This is a genomic window from Syntrophales bacterium (assembly GCA_023229765.1).
Lineage (GTDB): Bacteria > Desulfobacterota > Syntrophia > Syntrophales > UBA5619 > DYTH01.
Genome location: JALNYO010000018.1, coordinates 1 through 23,515, shown reverse-complemented (window position 1 = coordinate 23,515; position 23,515 = coordinate 1). Strand labels below are relative to the sequence as shown.

At 57.0% G+C, this 23,515-nt stretch carries 9 protein-coding genes; 4 read left to right on the top strand and 5 right to left on the bottom strand.

Annotated features, from left to right (window positions below):
- Positions 1 to 82: 82 nt before the first annotated feature.
- The 3 genes from M0P74_10800 to M0P74_10790 form a co-directional block, all read right to left on the bottom strand.
- Positions 83 to 2,245: a hypothetical protein gene (locus M0P74_10800; protein ID MCK9364067.1), complete on the bottom strand. Its 2,163-nt coding sequence runs from the start codon at positions 2,243 to 2,245 to the stop codon at positions 83 to 85.
- 314 nt (positions 2,246 to 2,559) lie between these two features.
- On the bottom strand, positions 2,560 to 11,205 hold the full coding sequence (locus M0P74_10795; protein MCK9364066.1) for a hypothetical protein: 8,646 nt from the start codon (positions 11,203 to 11,205) through the stop codon (positions 2,560 to 2,562).
- Between the two features lie 228 nt (positions 11,206 to 11,433).
- On the bottom strand, positions 11,434 to 12,849 hold the full coding sequence (locus tag M0P74_10790; GenBank protein ID MCK9364065.1) for a DEAD/DEAH box helicase: 1,416 nt from the start codon (positions 12,847 to 12,849) through the stop codon (positions 11,434 to 11,436).
- 836 nt (positions 12,850 to 13,685) lie between these two features.
- Here M0P74_10790 and M0P74_10785 point away from each other — a divergent pair.
- The 3 genes from M0P74_10785 (at position 13,686) to M0P74_10775 (ending at position 16,308) form a co-directional block, all read left to right on the top strand.
- Positions 13,686 to 14,600, top strand: a complete 915-nt coding sequence (locus M0P74_10785) for an ABC transporter ATP-binding protein (protein ID MCK9364064.1) — start codon at positions 13,686 to 13,688, stop codon at positions 14,598 to 14,600.
- A 103-nt stretch (positions 14,601 to 14,703) separates the two neighbouring features.
- Positions 14,704 to 15,543: an ABC transporter permease gene (locus M0P74_10780; protein MCK9364063.1), complete on the top strand. Its 840-nt coding sequence runs from the start codon at positions 14,704 to 14,706 to the stop codon at positions 15,541 to 15,543.
- Entirely contained in the window at positions 15,544 to 16,308 is a 765-nt protein-coding gene (locus tag M0P74_10775; GenBank protein MCK9364062.1) for a hypothetical protein, read from the top strand. It abuts the gene before it with no gap.
- Positions 16,309 to 16,457: 149 nt separating this feature from the next.
- Here the strand turns inward: M0P74_10775 and M0P74_10770 are convergent, their stop codons facing one another.
- Positions 16,458 to 18,728, bottom strand: coding sequence for a PAS domain S-box protein (locus tag M0P74_10770; protein MCK9364061.1), 2,271 nt, complete (start codon positions 18,726 to 18,728; stop codon positions 16,458 to 16,460).
- 382 nt (positions 18,729 to 19,110) lie between these two features.
- Between M0P74_10770 and M0P74_10765 the strand changes: the two genes are divergently transcribed.
- A complete protein-coding gene (locus M0P74_10765; protein ID MCK9364060.1) occupies positions 19,111 to 19,515 on the top strand; it encodes a transcriptional regulator in 405 nt (134 codons plus the stop codon).
- A 92-nt stretch (positions 19,516 to 19,607) separates the two neighbouring features.
- Here the strand turns inward: M0P74_10765 and carB are convergent, their stop codons facing one another.
- Positions 19,608 to 22,811 (bottom strand): carbamoyl-phosphate synthase large subunit, encoded by a 3,204-nt coding sequence (gene carB / locus M0P74_10760; GenBank protein MCK9364059.1) that lies wholly within the window; start codon positions 22,809 to 22,811, stop codon positions 19,608 to 19,610.
- Positions 22,812 to 23,515: the final 704 nt, after the last annotated feature.

Here is a 23,515-nt window from a genome sequence, read left to right as displayed (position 1 = left end):
ATGCGCGAATTCAGATACAGGCTCGCCAAAAGTATCATAATAGGTACTCGTTGATCTTATGAAAGCGGCTTCACAAAGCAAATTACCGGGTAAGATATAAAATCAAGACCAGGGCGATCAGCAAAACTGCACAAACGTACAATCGCCAATGACTTTTTTTTTCGGCAAAGGGGTCATTGAACTGCCGGGACGACCCCGACGGAAGCGCCGAGAGGTGACTGAGCGTTCCACCGAAGGGAACGTTGATCTTTAACTTGCCGTTTACCGCCCACCCCTCCGCATTCAGGAGCGGGCCGATATTGCGCCGCCGGAGTTTCATGTAGGCAAGAATCATTGACGGGCCGGAAATTAACAGGATCACACCAATAATGCCCACCGGCATCCAGACGCCCATCCCGAAGAAGATGCCGAGTGAACCGGTCACCATGGCCCCGATGCTGCCCAAAGCGACGCCGATTGCCGCAACTGTGCCGACATCGATCTTTTTCGCGGCCGCCGGCAGACCGGCCTTGGCCTCAGCGCCGCCTTTAGTAGAGGCCGCTGCACCGGCAGAATCCTTCATCTTGTTCAGCGATTCCGCCTCGGCAGCCGCGGCCCGCTTCATAGCGAACCCTTCAACTGTGCGCACAAACCACTTGTAGGGGCTGAAGAAGGCCTCCCTGATGCTGATCGGCTGCACGACAACCTTCGTTATCACCGCATCCCAGTCGTTATTTTCGGCGTCGTAAAAAATGCCGTTCCGGCCGACAAAAATGTCGCCGGCATCCCCGGCGGTAAATGCTGACATGACTGATTTCTTCGTGCCATCCTTTTTGGTCAGATCGCAATAGATAAGATACATCGAGGAAAGACCGGCGGTTGCGGCATGGGCGGCAGCGTTGGTAACATCCATGCAAAGCTCCAGTTCCCGGCTATCGAGAAAAAGCCGCCCCGATTGAAAAATGCCCCGTTTGTTCAGATAGAACTCATCCAGATTTACAAAGTTCTTCAGAATCCGCAAGAAATCGCGTTTTAAAAGGGCGACCTGTCGCAATCTCTGCAGTTGCAAGGCAACATCAGCCATCTTTTTGTCCGCTTCTATCAATGCCTCAATTTTCACAAGATCACCGCTATAAACAATGGCTGAGAGGGTTGCGGCGCCCAGCGCCTCCGCATTGACGATCGGCTTTGCGCTCAACCACGCTTGATATGATGCAAACCGGGCTTTTACCGCCTCCCACTTTGCCGATGTCAGTTCGTTATCCAGTTCGACAAGGGCGAAGAAGGCGCGCAGAGTTTTTTCATATTCCGGATGCAGCGGTCCGTCGAGATGCAATATCCCGTCACTGTTGGGAAAAGCAACCGGAAGGGCCTTCAGTGCCTCTGAATCAGGGGAAACCGTTTGCGAGAGAACAGCCGAAAAAGCCGCCTCCAGTTCCTTCGTCGTCGCCTTCGCATCCGCCATCGCCAGAAGCTTGCAGCGCCGGAAATATTCATCAAGCTGAAGATGGATTTCCTTAAAAAGGGAAACTGCCTCGCCGCTTTTTTCCCCGGCAGGCAGCAGTTCCGGATTTCTCTCGAGCTCCTCGGCCCACGCCAGATATGCCTTGGCATCCGAGACAAATTTTTCGCTGCAGGCCGCATCCAGACCTTGCGCGCCGCTTGCATCGGCGACAGAATAGCCCGCCTCGATGAGCGTCCGCAGAAGCGCCTGCAAGCCTATGTCATTCGTCGATTCGGGAACCACCACGCCATCGCCGTTGAGCGGCAGTTTGGAAAACAAGGATATTGCCTTGCCGATGCCGACGAGATCAGCGCTGCTGTCGTTAGTCTGACCGGGAACAGGGGTATTTCCGGAATCAGGGGGAAGGTTTTGCGATTTTTCACTAATGATTTCATTAACATTGACAATAGCCAGACGCAGCTCTGCATCGGCTGCCTGACCGGTGGAGATTTTATCCGTCTGCTCAAAGAGAATATCGAGAGACGATAGCGCCGCCTTCAGTTCCCCAATGGTTTTGAGGATATCCGGCACCCGGATTCTGCCATCCTGGTCGGCATCGAGGTGTTCGAGGGTATCGCGCATCAGATGCTGCCGGGCCGGCATGGTAAGCACCGCCCAAAGCTTCTGATCGAGCTCGTGCAGACAGGCAATATCGTCCCCACTCTTTAGAACTACCTGGTCAACACCGCCAATGCGGCTGAACGTCCATCGATGCAGCGCCTCATTCATAGCATTACCGCCCCTTTCCCGGTTTGCAGTCATTCGGATAACCCCCCGAAACCGCGTTTAGAGAATCTTTCCGAAATGGTAAATTCCCACATAGTAAACAAGCAGGTGATTGACTATAACAAGAGAAAATATTTTTCAAGCGCATGCTTTCCTTTTGTAAAGAACCCCCATGCCCGTGTCGGGCACAACGAAGCATGAAAATCCCCCTCAAATCCCCCTCTATCTCCCTTTGCTAAAGGGGGACTTCATTGTTCCCCTCTTTGGCAAAGAGGGACTTCATTGTTCCCCCCTTTGCTAAAGGGGGGTAAGGGGGGATTTTCATATAAATGGGCACTCTCCGTCACGCTCTATTTTTCAAATATTCGGACCTCGACCGAGTGTTCCCGGCGGTCATCCACGAGGGTAATTGACTGCCCGGTCCGCAAGTCGCCGTCAACCGTCACCCCCGCCCGACCAGCGACGGCCGGCGTGGACAGGACGGCGATGTGGTAAACGGTTTCCCGATAACGGTAATGCACCGTGAAGCCCTCCCAATCCACAGGAAGAAGCGGTGCGAAACTCAGTCTGTCCCCCTCGATGGTCAAGCCGAGGAGCGACTCCATAACGAGCCGGTAGAGCCAGCCAGCCGAACCCGTGTACCATGTCCAGCCGCCCCTGCCGGTGTGCGGCTGCACGGAATAAACGTCAGCCGCAACGACGTACGGCTCGACTTTGTAGGTTGCAATAGCCTCGGGAGATTTGGCATGGTTCACAGGATTGATCATCGTCAGCAGTTCCCAGGCGTGCGGGGCGTCGCCCAGGGCGGCAAAAGCCATAGCCGCCCAGATCGCCGCATGCGTGTACTGCCCGCCGTTTTCCCTGACACCGGGCACATACCCTTTTACGTAGCCGGGATTCAGCATTGACTTGTCGAAGGGCGGATCGATGAGCTGGATCAGACCGTATTCCCGGCGCACGAGCCGCCGCTCCACCGCTTCCATGGCCAGTCGGGAGCGGCCGGGATCCCCTGCCCCGGACAGAACCGACCAGCTCTGTGAAATGGAAGAGATTTGGCATTCGGCGTTTTCGGCAGAACCCAGCGGCGTGCCGTCGTCAAAGTAGGCGCGGCGATACCACTTGCCATCCCAGCCATTTTTCTCTATATTCTGACGCAACTGCACCGCTTCCAGTTCACAGCGGTCGGCAAAGGAGATGTCGCCGCGTGTGCGCGCCAACCCGGCGAACCACGTCAGAACATCATAGAGAAAGAACCCCAGCCAGACGCTTTCGCCTTTTCCCTCGGCGCCCACCAGGTTCATGCCGTCGTCCCAGTCTCCGGAGCCGATGAGCGGCAATCCATGTTCGCCGAACCGGAGCCCCTTCTGAATCGCCCGCACACAGTGTTCATAGAGCCCGGCCGTTTCCCCGGAACGGGAGGGCAGATCGTAATACGAATCTTCCTCCGCATTGACCGGACGCCCCAGGACGAAAGGAATGGACGCGTCGAGGACGCCGGTGTCTCCGGTAGCCGTGACGTAGCGGCACGTCGCCAGTGGCAGCCAGAGGTAATCATCCGAGCAGTGGGTCCGCACGCCCCGGCCTGAGGGGGGGTGCCACCAGTGCTGGACGTCCCCTTCGGAAAACTGACGGGACGCGCAGAGGAGCAGATGCTCGCGGGTAAGCCGCGGTTCGGTGTGGATGAGGGCCATCACATCCTGCAACTGGTCGCGGAAACCGAAGGCCCCTCCGGACTGGTAATAACCGCTGCGCGCCCAGAGGCGACACGCCAGGGTCTGATACAAAAGCCAGCCGTTGGCCAGCACGTTGAGGGAAGCATCGGGCGTTTCCACCTGGACGGCGCCGAGCGTATGTTTCCAGTACTGCCACACCGCTTCCAGCGCCTCCCGCGCCGCCGCCGCTCCCCGAAAACGATTCGCCAGGCGCCGAGCGGCGGCGAAATCCTTCTCCGCACCGAGCGTGAAGACGATCTCCCGCTCCTCGCCATCGGCAAGCCCAACATAAACCTGAATCGCGGCGCAGGGATCCAAAGAGGCCCCGACGCGGCCGGAAAGCCGCGACCGGCTCATCGCCGCCGGACTTGCATGCGTGCCGTTACGTCCCAAAAACTCCGTCCGGTCGCCGCTCACTGTCCGCTTCGCGCCGTCCGTGTTGAAAAAAGCGGTCCGGCCGGGAAATTCAGTATTGTATGGGTTCCGCGCGAAGAGCCCCCCGCTTGCGGGGTCAATTTCAGTCGCCACGTGCATGGCCGATTTCGGTCGCAAATCCCCCAGCACCCACTCTGCATAGCCCGTGACGGAGAGCTGCCGAAAACGGCCCGACTCGTTTTTGATCTTCAGCACTGTGAACTTGACGGGCGCGTCCGGGGCCACATAAACCCACACCTCGGAGCGGATGCTGCGCTCCGTGTGTTCGAAGACGCTGTAGCCGAATCCGTGCCGGGCGACGTACGGCGTCATCCCGCGGGCAGGCAGCGACATTGGGGACCAGAAGTCGCCGCGCTCTTCATCGCGGATGTAAAAGGCCTCCCCGCTCGTGTCGCTTACGGGGTCGTTGTGCCAAGGGGTCAGACGAAACTCGTGGGCATTTTCGGCCCAGGTGTAGGCGGAGCCGCTTTCGGACAGAACCGTGCCGAAATTTGGATTCGCCAGGACATTCACCCACGGCGCCGGGGTCGTCTGGCCCGGCGCGGTAGAAATGACGTACTCCCGCCCATCGGGGGTGAATCCGCCGAGTCCATTGAAAAAAATCAGGTCGGGGCGGGGAAGCGCGGCCAGAACCGGGCCGGCGGCGCGGTGAGTCCGGGACAGCGTCAGGCGCGGCACGGCCATCTCGACAGTCTTTTGTCGGCTGAGCTGGTCGGCAAGAGATCCTCGGGAGTCGCTGATGATGGCGCGGGCGACTGTCTGGATCAGGATACGGTCCTCGTTCGCGATCTGGTCTGCGGGTCTCACGAAGATACTGCCGCGTTTTTCCGTCACGTTGGTTTCGACGCCGGCGGCAATCAGCCCCATGATCTGGTCGTGGAGCAGTTGCCGGTAACCCGCATGATCTTCGTTCCAGATCACCAGATCCACCGCCAGTCCCTTGAGCGACCAGTACGCGTGGGCCTGCACAAGCTGGCGTACCAGCTCGATATTCGCCGGATCTTCGATCGAAAGCAGGACGATCGGCAGATCGCCGGAGATGGAGTATCCCCACAGCCCCGATTGACCGCGGCGGTTCTTCAGGATAATGCCCGCATCGGCCCGCATCGAGGCATTGGCATAGATCACCGAACCGGCGAGACGCCCGTAAAGCTGGGCGTCGGCCTCGGTGGCGTTGATCTGCTGCAGAAGCACATGACTGTGCGTCCACGCCAGATCGAAGACCCGGTCCGCCAGACGCCGATCCTGGTATTTTTCCACCAGGCCCAGAGCGGCGGCGCGCGTCTCCCCCACCCCGGTGACAATGCTGAGAGTGGCCTTTTCGTCCGGCTCCAGCGTGATTAGACAACGGATCGAGACGATCGGATCCAGTACGGAACCCTCACTGCCCGTCAGGTCCGATAAATCCGTCATCGCCCGGGGGTTGGCAACGGTATTGCCGCGGCCGATAAACTGCAGGCGATCGGTTTCATAGGATATTTCCCCGAGATCCGCACACTGAACGGCCATCAGATGAAACAGACAAGGGGTTGGCTCCCCCTGGGAACGGGGGCGCCGGGTGCAGAAAATCGCCCGCTCCCGGTGGAGAATCTCTGTCTGCACAAAGAGATTGCTGAACGCCGGATGTAATGCATCGGCAGCCGGCGAGGCGAGCACGACCTCCGCGTAACTCGTGACGTCAATGGTTCTTTTCCTTCCCGACGCGTTGGTGATGGTGATGCGGCGCAGCTCGATATCGTCTTCGGGGGAAACGGCGATCTCCGTATGGGTATCGATGCCGTGGTCGAGGCGACGGAACTCCGCCCGCCCCTCTGAAAAGATCGCCTCGTAACGATCCGCTCGTTGGGGAGTCGGCTGAGAGGAAGCGGCCCAGAACTCACCGCTCTGGACATCACGGATGTAATAGAAGCTCCCCCAGGAGTCGCAGGTGCTGTCTTCGCGCCAGCGCGTGACGGCGAGATCCTTCCAGCGGCTGTAGCCGCCGCCCGCACTCGTCACCATCACATGGTAGCGGCCGTTCGACAGCAACTGCACCTCCGGAATCGGTGAATCGGGACTGCTGAAAACACGAATCGGCGTCGCCTGAGGGCTTAAGTCCCGATGGTTGTCGGAGGAATCGGCAATGTGCGCATAAAACGCTGTTGACTGGGGAATTCGTTCCTGGAGCAGCAGCAGGGTCGCCTGAAACCGGGGTTCCGACTCAAATCGTTTCTGCATTGGCCGGTCGAGGAGCAAAAATGCCAGAGACAGGAGGCTCATGCCCTGGTGATGGGTCATGAAGGAGCGGACCACGGCGCTTCCTTGCCCGCGCGGCAGACGCGAAGGCGTGTAGTCGATCGCCTCATAGAAGCCGTAGCGCCCGCCAAACCCATCCGCCGCAAGGCGTTCGAGATTCCGGCACGCCTCTTCCGGGGCAACCATCAACGCCATCGCCGAGGCATAGGGCGCAATGACCAGATCTTCGGCAAGCCCGCGTTTGAGGCCGAGGCCCGGCACGCCAAAGGCCCGGTACTGGTAGTTCTGGTGCACATCGATTGCGTTGTAACCCGATTCGGAACTGCCCCAGGGCGTCCCGCGCTGCCGCCCATATTCGATCTGCCTGGCCACCGCCGCCTTCATGGTCTGATCGAGCAGGGTGTTTTCGTAAGTCGGCATCACCAGAAGCGGCATCAGGTATTCGAACATCGAGCCGCTCCACGAAAGGAGGATCTGCTCCCCGCCGGCAGTGGTGAGCAGACGTCCCAGGGCGAACCAGCTCTCCTGAGGCAGAAGCCCCTGGGCAATCGCCACGAAGGTGCTGAACCGTGCCTCAGAAGCCAGCAGGTCATAAAAACTCTGATCCTGCTTGTGTTCCGTGACGTTGTACCCGATGGACAGCAGCTTGCGGGCCTTATTGAACAGGAATCCGTATTCGCTCCGGGCGAGCCCGCCGCATTGCCGTGCCAGTTGTTCGATTGTCTCTATCCGTTCTGCGGCGCGCTGACTTGCCGCGCCTCCCCCCAGTTTGGCTAATTGGCGCAGCGTCGGAATCCCATCCCACTCCCCGGAATCAGCGGGCGGGGCAGGCCCGGCCGCCCCCGGCACCAAAAAGGAAAGCTCAGCGAGCGCCGCTTGGCATTGTCCGGCAAGGGCCCGCGTCCATACCCGCAGGGAGCTCTCGGGATCGGTGTCGAGACCTTCGCCTTCGGCGATCAATTCCGCGGCGGAAGCTGCAAGCTGTTCCAGGCAAAGAATCACTGCGACGAGCGTTGCCGGCGGGGAGGCGAGCGCGGCCTCCAGAAGCTGCGTAAACTTTGCGAGTCGGACCGGAGGAATCATTCCCGGGGTGACGGCTGCCTCGTCCGCAAGGACCTTCAGTGTGTCGCCAAGCCCCTCCCATAGTCGCGGCCCCGTGATTTTTTGATCGGGAAGCGCCAGCAGCCCCGGCCGCAGCGTCAGCAAGTGACCCGCCAGGTTGCCGCTGTCCACTGAAGAGATGTAGAGGGGCGTCAGCGGTTTCAGGGAGCGGGTGTCGTACCAGTTATAGAAATGTCCCTGATAACGTTCCAGGGCTTCCATGGCTTGAAAGGCATTCTGCGTGCGCTCGATGAGTTGTCCCGCCAAGAGGTAGCCGAAGTCATAGGCAGACAGGTTGGCAAGGAGCGCCAGGCCAATGTTGGTCGGCGACGTGCGGTGAGCGACCACGGGGGAGGGTTTCTCCTGAAAGTTGTCCGGTGGCAGCCAATGATCTTCCGGCCCAACGAAGGTCTCGAAGAATGCCCATGTTTTCCGCGACAGCGCTCTGAGAAAGAGGGTTTGCTCCTTCGTCAGCCTCGCTTCGCGGCGTACCAGCGGCCTGCTTATCCACCAGGCAAGCGCGGGGGATAAAAACCAGAAAAGCAGGATGGGCGCGGCCACGCCCAAGGAATTCGAACGAAACATAGTAAGGGCGATAAAAGCGGCAGCGGCCAGCGCCGGGGCGAAAAACATGGTCCGAAAGGCGCCGACCAGATCGCCGCGGTTACGCTCCGGCCCCCCCGACGGATTCCATTCGAGAAACTTCCGGTGCGAGATCAGCATCCGCCAGGCCGTGCGCAGGATTGCCTCCATGCTGAAAAAAGCCTCGTACGGCAGACAGGCGAATGTAAAGGCGGCCTGGGCGAAGCGCCGGCCGGCGGAACGCAGGACGACGCTCAGATGCTGGCCGAAAAGGACCTCCGCCGGTTTCTGAAGCCCATCAAGGAGGGAAGTCAGCACCGCGGGAATCAGGATAATCCCCAGCACCGCGAGTGTCCAGTACCAGGCCGGCGACAGGGAAGTCCAGGCCAAAAGCAATAAACAGGTCAGGGCCGCCGGCACCAGAGAGCGCCGCAGATTATCGAGGATCTTCCAGCGGGACAAATTGGAGAGCGGATTTTTTTGCGGTTGCCCGGTGGGGCCGGGAACGCCTGGCAACAGCCATCTGAAAAGCTGCCAGTCCCCGCGGATCCACCGATAACGGCGGCTCACATCCGCGCTGTAGCGGGAGGGATGCTCCTCATAGAGCTGCACATCGCTCAAGAGACCCGCCCGGGCGTAACACCCTTCGATAAGATCGTGACTGAGAATCCGGTTCTCGGGAAAACGCCCCTTGAGCGCCGCTTCGAAGGCATCCACATCATAGATGCCCTTGCCGATGAATGATCCCTCGCCGAACAGGTCCTGGTAAACATCGGATACGACCCGCGTATAGGGATCAATGCCGGGATCGCTCCCGCACATGGCCGCGTACCGCGACCGGTTCAGGCCGGTCAGGCTTACCGCCACCCGGGGCTGGAGGATTCCATATCCCTCGCTGATGCGCCCCAGGGCATCGTCGTAGCGGGCCCGGTTGAGCGGATGCGCCATGGCCCCCGCAAACTGACGGGCGGCATCGCGCGGCAACTGGGTATCGGTGTCTAAGGTGATCACGTATTTCACATTTGTCAAAGCGGCCGTGTCACCGACAACAAGCGAAAAGCGGGCCCCGGAACCATCCTCGGGGTCGCCCCGCAGCAGGGCATTCAAATCCGCCAGTTTCCCCCGCTTGCGTTCGTAACCCATCCAGATCCGGTCCTGCGGATTCCAGCGGCGCGGACGATGGAAAAGGAAGAAGCTGTCGCCATTCAGGTTCCTGTACTTTTTATTGAGGCCTTCGATCCCCGTTTGGACCAGCCGCAGCAGACCTTCATCCTCCGGCAAAGTTTCAGCGGGGGCATCGCGAAAATCGGTCAGCAGCGCGAAATGCAGGTTATCGTCCCGATTGGCAAGGAAACGGACCTCCATGGCCTCAATCAGTTCCGCAATGTTCCGGGCGCTGGCAAGCATCGTCGGAACCACGGCCAGGGTGCGAAATTGCGCCGGGATTCCCTCGGAGAAGTCCAGGCGCGGCAACGGCTGCGGCATAACCAGCAGCGTCGCCAGCCAGTTCACCAGGGCGATTGCCAGATGACTGGCGCCCAAAAGCAGCAGCACGCCCGTGAGCAACAGCGGCCACTCCCGCAATCCTCCGTTATATGCGTTATTCAGCAATATCCATAAAAAGGACAGTGTCAAAAGGAGGATCGCGCCGCCATAGAGCAGGAAAGGACGTCGCCGGCTCCATTTCCGGAGCGCTTCGGAGGGCGGCCAGCGCACCTCGGCCAGACTGTCCAGCTCGGCAGCTCCCTGATCGATCAGGTAGAAGCCGACATGCGCCGTGCGGTTAGCGACGCCCTTTTCGGCCTCTCCCTTCCGGGCGAGCCCGATCGCCAGACGCGCGATTTCTCCCTCGGATAATCGGCTGAACTTCGCGATCTTCTCTATAACATGGCGGTACCGGTCCCGGGTCGAAAAATCCATCAAGCCATAAAGAGCGGCGGGATCTTCCTGCAGAATCTGATTGACTGCGCTCATCGTCTCGACGAACTCCCGCCAGTCCATCGCACCAAGGAAACGGAGGCTGCCGATGCTGTTGCTCATGGAGATCTGGTCGGCGGCCTGCTGCTGGGTCTCCGCATCCACGAGTTGTTTGATAGCCTGACCGTCCTCGGAGAGGCGCTGCTCGATCCAGGTCAGGGGCAGCGCCAGAGCGGGGCCCTGACCCTGCAGGCGGCGGGTCATTTCTGCGACAAACGAACTGACTAAGGGCGGATTCGATCTGGCCATGTCTGCAATCACCAGAATCAGGTTCTTCGGATCCTTGGCGGCGCTCTCGGTCATCCGATCCGCCCAGTAATCGGCCAGATTACGGTCGATTCTGTCCGTCGCGATCCGGGCGGCAATGCGACGAAGATTCTCGATCAGCGCCAGGCGCAGCATGATGGGGATGGCCCACAACTCGCCCAACTTGAGGACAGTTATGCCCTGATAGGCGGCAACAAACCGGCGGAGACTCTCCGGATCGGCCCGCCCATCGCCGTGGGAAATAGTCGAAAGCGCAATGTCATAAACACGCGGAAGGTCGGCCGAGGGGCCATTCAGCAAACGGGGCAGCTCCCGGCTATAACCCTTTGGCAGATGCCGCCTGGCAATGCGAATCTGCTCTTCGATCAGGTAGAAGTTATCGAGCAGCCATTCTCCGGCAGGCGTAATCCGGCGGTTGTCCTTAGCCGCTTCGGTCAACAGGTTGCGGACGCCCAGCAGAATGTCCTCGTTTTCCGCCAGCCGCGCCAAAAGCAGCTCCGGGGTATGCACAGGATTCAATTGGTGCAAACTCGCCAGTTTCTTGCCGTGCTGCTCCATCTGGTCGGCGCTGAACAACTCTGCGCGCAGCGGCGGCTCATCCACGTCATGTTTTTTCCCAAGGTCCCTGCGCAGGTGCGACTTCAGACGGAGCAAAAGCTCCCCTATCTTGTAATTGCTCACGTTCACGCCCGATATCTCCAAAATAAAAACCCCGTTTCTGCCATTGCGAGAAACGGGGTCTAATTTGTATCCGCCCATTTCCCCAAAAGGTTAGGGGTTAAATGATCAGGCTTACCTCATATATGTATGGGGTGGCCCTTGCGGGTTAATTATCGCACAATTTTCAATAAATTACACCCTTTTATTCCGGGAAAGAGGCGCACTCACCGCTTTTGACGCTTTTTCGCGTTGCCGTTACCAGGCGCGGCGCACCGCCGCAGACGAGGGAAGCGCTTTGCGACGCTGGGGGGTGGTTTGACTGCGGGAAGTCCGAGCGCCCGCTGGATCGCCGCCCCGCCTCTGGGCCACATAAGCCGGCCTGGTTCTGGGAGCGGCCTGTCCCTGGGCAGGGCGTGCCGCACCCGTATTCAAACGTCTTACCTGCGGCCTGGGCTGCTGGGGGCGCGTGGAAATAAAGGCGCTTTCCTGCACCTGATTTCCGTAGTCAAAATCGGGAAGGCGGCGGCGTTCGATCCGGGCGCCCAGAACCTGCTCGATCTGCCGGATAATAATCTCGTCCGCGGGAGAGGAAAAGGTGAAGGCCTCGCCGGTCTGCAGGGCCCGTCCCGTCCTGCCTATCCGGTGGGTGTAGGCGTCCACCGTATCGGGCATGTCGAAGTTGATTACATGCGAGATCTCCGAAACGTCAATGCCGCGCGCGGCGATGTCGGTGGCAACGAGGATGTCGTACTTGCCCCCCTTGAACCCGTTGATCGCATCCTGACGGCGATTCTGCGTCATATTTCCCTGGAGGGCCGAAACGCGGTAATTGCTCTTTTCCAGGCTGCTGGCCAGGTTGCGGGCACGGTGTTTGGTGCGGGTAAAGATCAGAACGCGCCCGGTCGGCGTCTGCTGCAGCATCGCCAAAAGCAGATCCGTTTTGCGACCGTCCGGCGCCGGATAGAGGGCATGGGTGACGGTCTTGGCCGGGGCGATCATGCCGATCTGCACGCTGATCGGATTGCTCAAAATCCCATCCGCCAGGGAGCGGATGTCATCGGGCATTGTCGCGGAAAAAAAGAGCGTCTGACGCTTTGCCGGAAGAGAGCGGATTATGCGCTTGATATCGGGCAAAAAACCCATGTCGCACATGCGATCCGCCTCGTCGAGCACCAGCACCTCGACATGGCCGAGATCGATATTGCCCTCGCCAAGGTGGTCGAGGAGCCTTCCCGGACAGGCTATGACAATATCCACGCCGCGTCGCAGGGTAATAAGCTGTGGTCCCTTGCTCACCCCGCCGTAGATGGTGGCGCTCTTCACGCTGGTATTGCGCCCCAGGGAAATCGTCGCCTGATGGATCTGTTCGGCCAGCTCCCGGGTCGGCGCGACGATGAGGGCGCGGATATGACGCTTCGTTCCCGGGGCTTTGTCCCTTTCATGAGTGGGACGGGCCCTTTCAACTAAGCACTGTTCTGCAATTAGGCGCTGGAGGATGGGCAGCACGAAGGCGGCGGTTTTACCGGTGCCGGTCTGCGCCAGTCCCAGAACGTCCCTGCCGGCCAGAACGGGGGGCATCGCCTTCTCCTGGATCGGGGTAGGCGACGTGTAGCCTTCCGCCCTGATGGCGGACAAAAGATGCGGATCTAAAGAAAACTGTTCAAAATTCACTGAAAATACTCCTTGACTCCTTCTTGCCAAGTCGCACTCTCAGCGTGATGAAGCTCTGCAAATTTCTTTGCGGTGATGCCCGCGAAAACGGAGTTTAATGACTCCAAAATTTTCCTCGCGGGGGTGAACGGCGGCAGTTGCCTGCCGCGTGACGGTTTGAAAGGGGACGTCTTGTTCCGTGGCGTTTGATGGGCAAAAGCCCCTAACGCCGGAGATCAGTGCGCGTGTTTCGCCTGGCGGAAACAACATCCCTTGACAACCGCGATAACAATCATTTCAAATAACGAGCAACCGGCATTTTTCAACAAAAAAGGGGCAAGCTTCCGCTTAACCCCTCATAAATGGCCTGCTGAAGTCGGCAAGAACAGAACGTGCGGCACATCTATGCTGCCGCTTACGCACTCACCCCGCCGATACTGCAACCCTGCACGCACGGCTTTCGCTTACTGTCGGGCGGCACCTAACACGTAATTGCGCATTCTGTCAACACATTTTTGCCGAGCCTGCATCCGGATTAATAATCGGCAGCGTCATCGACGGTGACGCAGGGAGACCTTTGAAAAACGTCCCTTCTTTGTCATTCCCGCGCAGGCGGGAAAGCGAAGCTTAATGTTCATAATCTATAAGTTCCCGAAAAGACCAGATTCCCGTTTTCACGGGAATGACAATTAACAACATTTCGGGAGAAATTCAAAGTTCTCGCAGGCTGTTGAAGCAACAGCATTTTACCAACACATATTCTTTGACATACAAGCTTTTTCCGTCCTATACTCGCGGACGCGAAAAGGCGAGTTCCTGTCAAGTATCAAGGCAATCGATCAGGAGACCGTGGGATCATGTCCGAAACCGTACTGCGCACCATTGGGCTTACGAAGCGTTACAAAAACCGACTGGCAGTGGATCATCTGAACATCGAGGTTCAGAGGGGAGACGTGTTCGGTTTTCTCGGACCCAACGGCGCAGGTAAAAGCACCACCATCCGGATGATTCTGCATCTCGTCTTTCCTGCGGAAGGGGACGTGGAGATCTTCGGGGCGTCGCTCAAAAAGGCCGGCCACAAGGCCCTGGCGAAGGTAGGGGCGGTGGTCGAAAAGCCGGCGTTTTACAATCACCTCTCCGCTCTGCGCAACATGGAAATCCTGGGGGGACTCCAGAAGCCCGTTTCCCGCCGTCAGATCATGAAGCAGTTGGAGCAGGTTGGGTTGGCAGACCGGGCCGATGATCCGGTGAAAACCTATTCGCACGGGATGAACCAGCGCCTTGGCCTGGCCCTGATCCTTCTGAACGAACCAGAGTTGGTGATCCTTGATGAGCCGACGACCGGCCTCGATCCGCAAGGGATGAAGGAGGTACGTGAGCTTATCCAGGAGCTTGCCCGCGAGCGCGGGGTGACCATTTTTCTCTCCTCCCACCTTCTTTACGAGGTGGAGTTGATCGCAACCCGGATGGCGATCATACATCAAGGCAAGCTCCGCGTGGAGGGAAGCGTACAGGATCTCCTGAAAAAGGGGCCGTCTTATGTTTTGGTGAAGACGGACCGTCCCGAAGAGGCCCTGCAGTTTCTCAAAACAAATGCATTCGGCAGGTCCGCGGCAATCCAAAGCGACGGCATCAACGTGGAGCTCGATCTGGAGCGTATTCCGGAGCTCAACAGGCAACTGGTCAATGCCGGCTTCAACGTGAACGGCCTCATTCCCCAAAGGACACTGGAAACCTATTTTCTGAACCTGATCGAAGGGCGCGAGCCGTGAGGCATTCATCGCTGTCAAGAAAGCGTAGCTTAATGTTCACAAATAGAAGATTAATGTCCATAAAGCGTAGCTTAATATTCATAAAGGGGAGAGCGGACATACCATGATGCATCTAATCTGGTTCGAACTGATCAAGACCTTTACCCGCTGGCGCACTTATATCGGGTTTTTGGCCTTCGGCATGATCGTCCCCCTGGTAGTGATAGGCCTGAAGCTGGGAGGAAAGCTTTCTTTTGAACGGCACCTGCTTTCCCTGCTGCAGAACGACTTCGTGATCGGCGGGAATGTCTTGAACGGCTGGTTTTTCGGCTTTTTCTTCATGGGCGCCCTCTGGGTGCATGTTCCGATCCTCCTGACCATAGTGGCCGGGGATCAGATCGCCGGCGAGGGAAATGCAGGAACCTTCCGCTTCCTTCTCATTCATACAGTTTCCAGAACCAGGATCATCACGGCCAAGTTCATCGTCACCCTCATCTATACGGCGCTTATGGTACTTTTCATCGGCGGCCTGACGCTCGGCCTTTCCCTTTGGGCCTTCGGCAGCGGCGATCTGCTGGTTATCCGCCGGGGAATCCTCGTTATCCCGGAATCCCATCTGCCCGCATATTTCCTGATGGCCTACGGTCTGGCCACACTGGCGATGTTCGTCGTCTCCTCCCTCAGCTTTCTATTTTCGGCGTTTACCGACAACTCCATCGGTCCGATCATTGCCACAATGGCGGTCATTATTGTCAGCATCATCATTATCAGCCTGCCCTTCGAGCTGTTCCAGGCGATCCGCCCCTATCTGTTCCTCAATTACTTCGATGCGTGGCAGAAGGTGTTCGATGATCCGATTCCCTGGGGCGTCATCCGCACCAATGTCATCATCCTGGCCGGCTTCATCATTGCTTTTTTCTTGGCGGCGATCGTCTATTTTTCCAGAAAGGACATTCTTTCGTAAATGAAATTTCCTACCCTGAACAAAGTATTGACGTTTTGCCTGTTCTTTCTTCTCATTGCCCCAGCGCAGGCAGCAACGCAGGAAAAACCCGGCGCGAAGCAGAGGCCTGATCCCCGGCATGTCTTTACCGAACTGGTAAAGCCTTATCGGGACTTGAACGACTACACCGTCAGGATTCACGCAAAAGTGAACATGCCAACCATCCGGATTCCCGATTTCAGCGCCACCCTTTACTTCAAGAAACCAGACAAGTTCCACATCGAAACCAGGAGTTTTGCACCGATCCCCCGCGACAGCGGCGTGTTCAACCCGTTCCAGTTCGATCCCGCAAAAAATCTGATCACCTACGAACGGACCGAGAATCTAAACGGGAGTACGATGGACGTGTTCAGGGTGGAACCACTCGAAACCAAGGCACTTATTAGGTATTATCATGTCTGGGTCGGGGGAAATCCCCTGCGGATCCGGCAGATGGAAAGCCTCTCCGTCAAAGGGACAAAAGGGCAGGTGAAGCTCACTTACAGGACCGTTGAGCAGGGTCTTGAGAAATGGCCGCTGCCGGAAAAGGTCCACATCCACCTCACCTTTCCCGAAGAGATGCGCAATGCCGATGCCGCATTTTTTAGCACAAGCGATAATCCCGTTTCCTCAGGCATGCGCAGACTCGATGATGTGTCGGGGGAAGGAGACATCGATATTTCTTACAGCGAATGGCGGATCAACACCGGTCTCGATGACAGCCTTTTTCAAAAAGATAAGAAATAAGGCTCATCCGGTTGACGCGTATAGCAGGCTGAAAGCAGTAATGGGAGACAAGGGCGGAAAGAAAGATAAGGAAAAGGGTCAGAAACAGAACGGCCAAATTGATTTGTGTACGCGTTCTGTACATCAGTCGTGTAACCGATTGTTCCCGATTACATTCTCTGGTTCGCTTTCGCTTTTTTCTGGGCGTACATCCGCTGATCGGCAGAGGACATCAGTTCATCCAGGGACAGAGGTGATTCGGGATCGTAGACGGCAGTGCCCCAACTCATCGCCAGCTTGTAGGGCCGGGATGCCCTTGCATTGAATTCAGCAATATGCTGTTGAAGACGTACCGAAAAGTCCTCAAGATTCATGACCGCTGCATCGATGGACAGGACGGCGAATTCATCCCCGCCCGGGCGGGCGATGATGTCCGATTCCCGAAACGTCCGGCGGAGCACATCAGCCGTATCGATCAGTGCCCTGTCCCCCTCTGTATGACCCAGGGTGTCGTTGATCCGTTTAAGGCCGTCGTAATCAATGAAGGTGACTAACACTGCCCTCTTGCCCCGGTTGGCCGCCCTGATCTGCTGCTCCGCCAGGGTGATGAACCCCCGCCGGTTGTAGAGTTCCGTAAGCCCATCCCGGAGGGACATCTCCCGGATCTCCTCCTCCATCCGCTTGCGGTCCGTGATGTCCCCGACTACGATCATGTTCCGCCCGGGTATTTCCCCAGGCTTCCAGAGCGGCGACACCGTGATGTTCACCCAGACGGTCTCCCCGTCCTTCCGGAGGTAGCGCTTCTCCAGGCTGTAGTGCCCGATCTCCCCGGCCAGCATCATTCGTCTTTTTTCATCGTGCAGATGAAGATCTTCCGGATGCGTGATCGCCATAACGGTGGTGGCCATCATTTCACCCTGAGTTCTGCCGACCATTTCGCAAAGCCGCCGGTTCACCGTCAGGAATTGGCCCGTGTTCATATCGATCTCGGCCACGCCCACCGCGGCCTGCTCCACCAGGCCGCGGAAACGTACCTCGCTCTCCCGCAATGATTTTTCCGCCTTTTTGAGATCGGAAAACAACTGCGCGTTGGCGATCGCCCCGGCAATCTGCGCCCCGATCCTCTCCGCCAGGCGGAGATCGTTCTCTGTGTAGGCATTCGGCGTTTTCGACCGGAAATGGATGGCGCCGATCAATTCGTCCCGGTAGATCAGGGGAACACTCATAAACGAGTTTATCCCCGCCTGAAAAGTGGATACGATATGAGGATATTGTCCCGCCAGTTCGTCCGCGCCTGTCGGATGGAGCAGTATGCCGGTCTTTGTGTGTGCAAGCGCCTCATTTATCGACCCCTGCAGAGGTAAAGAATCTCCCAGTCTTCGGCCGGGAACATTTGACCCGAAAGCGTATGCGACAGTAACGGTATTCTGATCATAGTCGTTCAGGTTGATAGTGAGCCTGTCAAAAGGGATAAGTTTCCGGACCTCGGCAGCGACCCGCTCGTACACCTCATCGATGTCCAGCGTGGAGCCGATCAGCCGGCCGATGTCGGAAAGGATGGCCGCCTCTTTCTCAATCTGCTTCCGTTTAGTGACGTTTCGCATGATACCGCGAAACCCTATCGGTTGATTGGATGTATTTCTTATGAGAGATATAGAGGACTCAATGTGTAGTTTTCTTCCATCTTTTCTAATAATTTCATTACCTACTCCTATTGAGGGCTCCCCTGTCTTGAAGACTTTGTTAAAGGCTCGATATAATATTTCACTGTTCTCCTTGTCGGCATATTGACGGTTATTCATACCCATCATTTCAGCGCGGGTAGATCCGGTCATTCGGCAAACCGCGTCGTTAAAGAAAGTCAAATTACCGGCAATATCAACTTCGAAGTAGCCATCCTCGATGTTTTCAAGAATCGTGCGATATCGCTCCTCGCTCGCCCGCAAAGCATCTTCCATCTGCTTGCGATCGGTGATGTCGCGGACATTCATCACGAAGCCTGCAACAATCGGATCATCAAGGAGATTCTTGCCGATCCCCTCCAGAATGTGCTCGGCGCCGTCTTTATGCATTATGCGGAAAACGTTATGGATGGGGACTTCTTTTGTCAGTAATGCCCTGCTAAAATCCTCAATAGCCCTCGGCTTATCGTCAGATACAATCAGATCCAATGTTCTTTTCCCGATCAACTCGTCCGGCGCGTAGCCGAGAAAACGCTCAGTAGAGGGACTCGCATAGGTAATGGTTCCAACCTTATCCAATATGAGAATGATATCGGATGAGTTCTGGATGATCGCCTTGAAATATGCCTCACTCTTCCGAGCTGCCTTAGAGGCTCTCACACCTTCCGATTCCGATTGTTCCAGTTCCTTGATTTTCTGTTTCAGGGCGGACATCTCTTCCAACAGGTCTTTATTATTCGCCTGGGATGAATCCTTCATCGCATACCTCACGCAACCTTCCCAACCCCACAAATAATCAGCAGTCAAATGTATGTTCTTATAGTCTCGATATTGATATTTATGTCAAGCCGTTTTTTTTAAGCGGTTCACTATTACGCAATGAAGTCAAAGCTTTTACAAGAACATGATCGTTATTGACTTCGGGATGAAACACGCTGGCTTGGACGGCAGAAGCGGTCGGGCCCTGGTCTGCGTGCCATGCACTGAAAAAAGCATTGCGATTATTATCATCTGATGATAACGTATCTCTCCATGAAGGGGAAAAGACATCGCCCTACGATTACGAATCGGCGGAACAGTTGCTGGAGGACTTCTGGCGCGAGGCCGAGCGGATCATGGGAGAGAAATGAGAGGAATAAACATGGCCCGGAAAGTGCTCCACATCGGCATCATGCCCTATCAGGACTATAAGAAGCGGTCCTTGGCCATCGCCCGCGGTGAACACCATCCGCGGCCTGACGAACCCAAGGTGTGGTTTGAATCGGTGCGATCCATGGCGCAGGTCTTGAGCAACGAAAACCAGTTGCTGCTGAAGACCATCCTGGAACGGAAGCCCGAATCGCTCAAGGAGCTGGAAGAGGCGACAGGCAGGAGCAGCAGCAACCTCTCCCGGACGCTCAAGACGATGGCCCGCTACGGCATCGTGAGGATGGAAAAGGTGCGCCGCAACATCCGGCCGGTGGTCGAGGCGACGGACTTCACGGTTCAGTTCGGTTTGTACGCCTCTTCCCGCCCTGAACAGGGAACGGACGCCGCACGGTTTTAAGCCAATGGCACAGGCAAGAAGGCAACCCTGGTTCGCACAGGGTTGTCTTCTCTTTTTTTCTCCAGTCATCCTCTCTGATTCAGAACGGGATCTCAGTGGATATCGCGATGGTAATCCTGCAGGGACTTCGCCCGGCCGTGTCCCTGACGGAAAGCGGCGATGCCCTTCGCGGCGGCGACGGCGGCGGCGATCGTCGTAATATACGGGACTTTATACTTTATTGCCGCCTTGCGGATGTAGGAGTCATCCGTCTGGCTCAGCCTTCCCGCCGGGGTGTTGATCACCAGATCGATCTCCCCGTTCTTGATTGCATCGACGATATTCGGACGTCCCTCGTGCGCTTTCAGGATTGACTGCGCCGGTACGTTGTTGGCGGCGAGAAATTCCTGTGTCCCTCCGGTCGCCAGGATCGCAAAACCCATCTGCCCAAAGGCCCGGGCCACTTCCAGGGCGCCTCCCTTGTCCTGATCATTGACCGTGATGAGAACCGTGCCTTCCCGCGGGAGAACCTGCTGGGCGGCCTCCTCTGCCTTGTAAAACGCCAGGCCGAACGAATCCGCGAGACCGAGGACCTCGCCGGTGGAGCGCATTTCCGGTCCAAGAATCGGGTCAACCTCCTGGAACATGTTAAATGGGAAAACCGACTCCTTTACCCCGAAATGAGAGAACGAACTCTGCTTGATCTGCAAATCCGCCAGCTTTTGCCCCAACATCACCTGTGTGGCGATTCTCGCCATCGAGATGTTGCAAACCTTCGAAACAAGGGGAACCGTGCGCGAGGCGCGGGGATTAGCCTCGAGGATATAGACCATCTCTCCGGCAATGGCGTACTGGATGTTCATCAGGCCAACCACTCCCAGTTCGATGGCAATGCGTTTTGTGTAGTCCCTGATCGTCTCCTGGTGACGTGCGGAAATGCTGATCGGCGGGATGACGCAGGCGGAGTCGCCCGAATGGATGCCGGCAAGTTCTATGTGCTCCATGATCGCCGGGACAAAGGCGTCCGTCCCGTCACAGATCGCGTCCGCCTCGCACTCGATCGCGTTTTCGAGAAATTTGTCGATCAGAATCGGCCGCTCTGGGGTCACCCCGACCGCCGCTTCGACGTAGCGCTTGAGCATCTCCTCGTCATGAACTACCTCCATGCCGCGACCGCCGAGGACATACGACGGTCTCACCATCAGCGGATAGCCGACCCTTTCGGCAATGCCTATCGCTTCGGTGAAATTGCTCGCCATGCCCGAAGCCGGCATGGGAATGCCGAGCTTCTCCATCATTTTCTTGAAGAGATCACGGTCTTCGGCCAAGTCGATCGTATCGGGGGAGGTGCCGATGACGCGAACCCCCGCCTGGGAGAGCTGCCGGGCCAGATTCAGCGGCGTCTGACCGCCGAACTGGACGATAACCCCTTCCGGCTTTTCCTTTTCGTAGATCGCCAGCACATCCTCGACCGTCAGCGGCTCGAAGTAGAGCTTGTCGGAGGTGTCGTAATCGGTCGAAACAGTTTCCGGGTTGCAGTTGACCATGATCGACTCATATCCCTCGTCCCTAAGCGTGAAGGCCGCATGAACGCAGCAGTAGTCGAATTCTATCCCCTGTCCGATCCGGTTGGGGCCTCCGCCCAGAACCATGATCTTCTTTTTGTTCTTGCTGGCGCTCACCCGGTCGGGGGCGTTGTAGGTCGAGTAGTAATAGGAGGCGTTTTCCACCCCGCTTACCGGGACCGCGTCCCAGCACTCGACAACACCCAGCGCTGTCCTCCCGCGGCGAATTTCATCTTCCGGAACCCCGAGAATCTGGGCAAGATAACGGTCGGAAAACCCCTCCTGCTTGGCCCTTTTGAGAAGCTCGTCCGGCATGACCTTTCCTTTATAAGCGAGAATTTCCTCCTCCGTCTCGACCAGTTCCTTCATCTGTTCGAGAAACCAGCCCTTGATATGAGTCCTTCTGTTCAGTTCCTCAAGGCCGGCCCCTTTGCGGATGGCCTCATAGAGGATGAACTGCCGCTCGCTGGAAGGCTCGGAGAGCATTTCGAGAAGGTCGTCAACCGATTTTTTGTTGAAATCCTTAACAAAACCGAGACCCGCCCGCCCCTTTTCGAGGGAGCGAATCGCCTTCTGAAAGGCCTCCTTGTAGTTTTTGCCGATGCTCATCACCTCGCCGACGGCGCGCATCTGCGTTCCGAGCTTGTCGATCGCGCCGGGGAATTTCTCGAAATCCCAGCGGGAAAACTTCACGACGACATAATCTCCCCACGGTATGTATTTGTCGAGGGTTCCCTCCCGCCAGTAGGGTATCTCGTCAAGGGTCAATCCTCCCGCCAGGAACGAGGAAATAAGCGCGATCGGGAAGCCGGTAGCTTTCGAAGCCAGGGCGGAGGAGCGGGAGGTGCGGGGGTTGATTTCAATGACAACGACCCGATCCGTTTTCGGATCGTGGGCAAACTGGACATTCGTCCCGCCGATCACCTCGATCGCATCCACGATATCGTACGAATATTTCTGAAGGCGGGTCTGGAGTTCCTGACTAATGGTGAGCATCGGCGCGGTGCAGTAGGAATCGCCCGTATGTACACCCATCGCGTCCACATTTTCGATGAAGCAGACGGTAATCTTCTGGTTTTTTGAGTCCCGCACCACCTCCAGCTCCAGTTCCTCCCAGCCGAGGACGGACTCTTCGACAAGTATCTGGCCGACGAGACTCGCGGAGATTCCCCGGCTCGCAATAAGGCGGAGCTCCTCCACATTATAGACAAGGCCGCCGCCGGTGCCGCCCATCGTATAGGCGGGACGGATCACAACCGGGTAGCCGAGAGCGAGGGCAATCTTCTCCGCATCTTCGACATTGTAAGCCGGTTCGCTTTTCGGCATGTCTATCCCAAGCCGGTTCATCGTCTCTTTAAAGGCGATCCGATCCTCACCTCGTTCGATGGCATCTACCTGCACGCCGATCACCTTGACGCCGTATTTTTCCAGCACCCCTGCCTTGTAGAGCTCCGACGTCAAATTGAGGCCGGTTTGCCCTCCCAAATTGGGAAGCACCGCATCGGGGCGCTCATTTTCAATAATCTCCGTCAAGGATTGCAGGTTAAGCGGCTCGATGTAGGTAACATCAGCCATGCCGGGATCGGTCATGATGGTCGCCGGATTGGAATTGACCAGCACGATCTTGTACCCCAATTTGCGCAGGGCTTTACAGGCCTGTGTCCCCGAGTAATCGAACTCGCAGGCCTGACCGATAACGATCGGACCCGAACCAATAATCAGAACTTTATCAATGTCGCTTCTTTTGGGCATGGTCACTCTCCTTGGATGGCGGTGTATTTGTATGAAAATCCCCCCACCCCCCCTTTGCCAAAGGGGGCAAGGGGGGATTTTCCTCCTTCGTTGTGCTTGCCCCAAGCATGGGGGTTTTTAGTTAATATAGACCTGTTTAACTTACCTGCGGGTATATAGGTAAAGGGCGCCTGCGTGTCAATCAATTTTTCGGGAAAATCAGGATGTATGCCGATGCCCCGGACGCGACGGAGCGCGTCCCTCCAATTACATTAAGGCGTGCCGTAATGAATGTTTCATCACTATTTTCCGATTGTAATTATCTCCAGATATGTTAAGAGGCCTAAACTTTCCGGTATCGCTCGCTTTTTACAACCTCTGTTTACATGCGACTCCCACGAAAGCGCACCGTCACCAAGAAAGATGGAAACGCAGTTTAATGTTCATAAAATTGGAGAGACGCGCTCCGTCGCGTCCGGGGCGCAGATAGGGGCACGGCATGACGTGCCCTTACACCCCACACCCGGGGTGAGAGCTTTGAAAATCTATACCCTTTTGTCATTCCCGCGCAGGCGGGAAAGCGAAGCTTAATGTTCATAATCTATAAGTTCCCGAAAAGACCAGATTCCCGTTTTCACGGGAATGACAATTAACAACATTTCGGGAGAAATTCAATAATTCTATAGAAAATAGTCAAGCCCAAAATGGACATCGTCAATCATGAA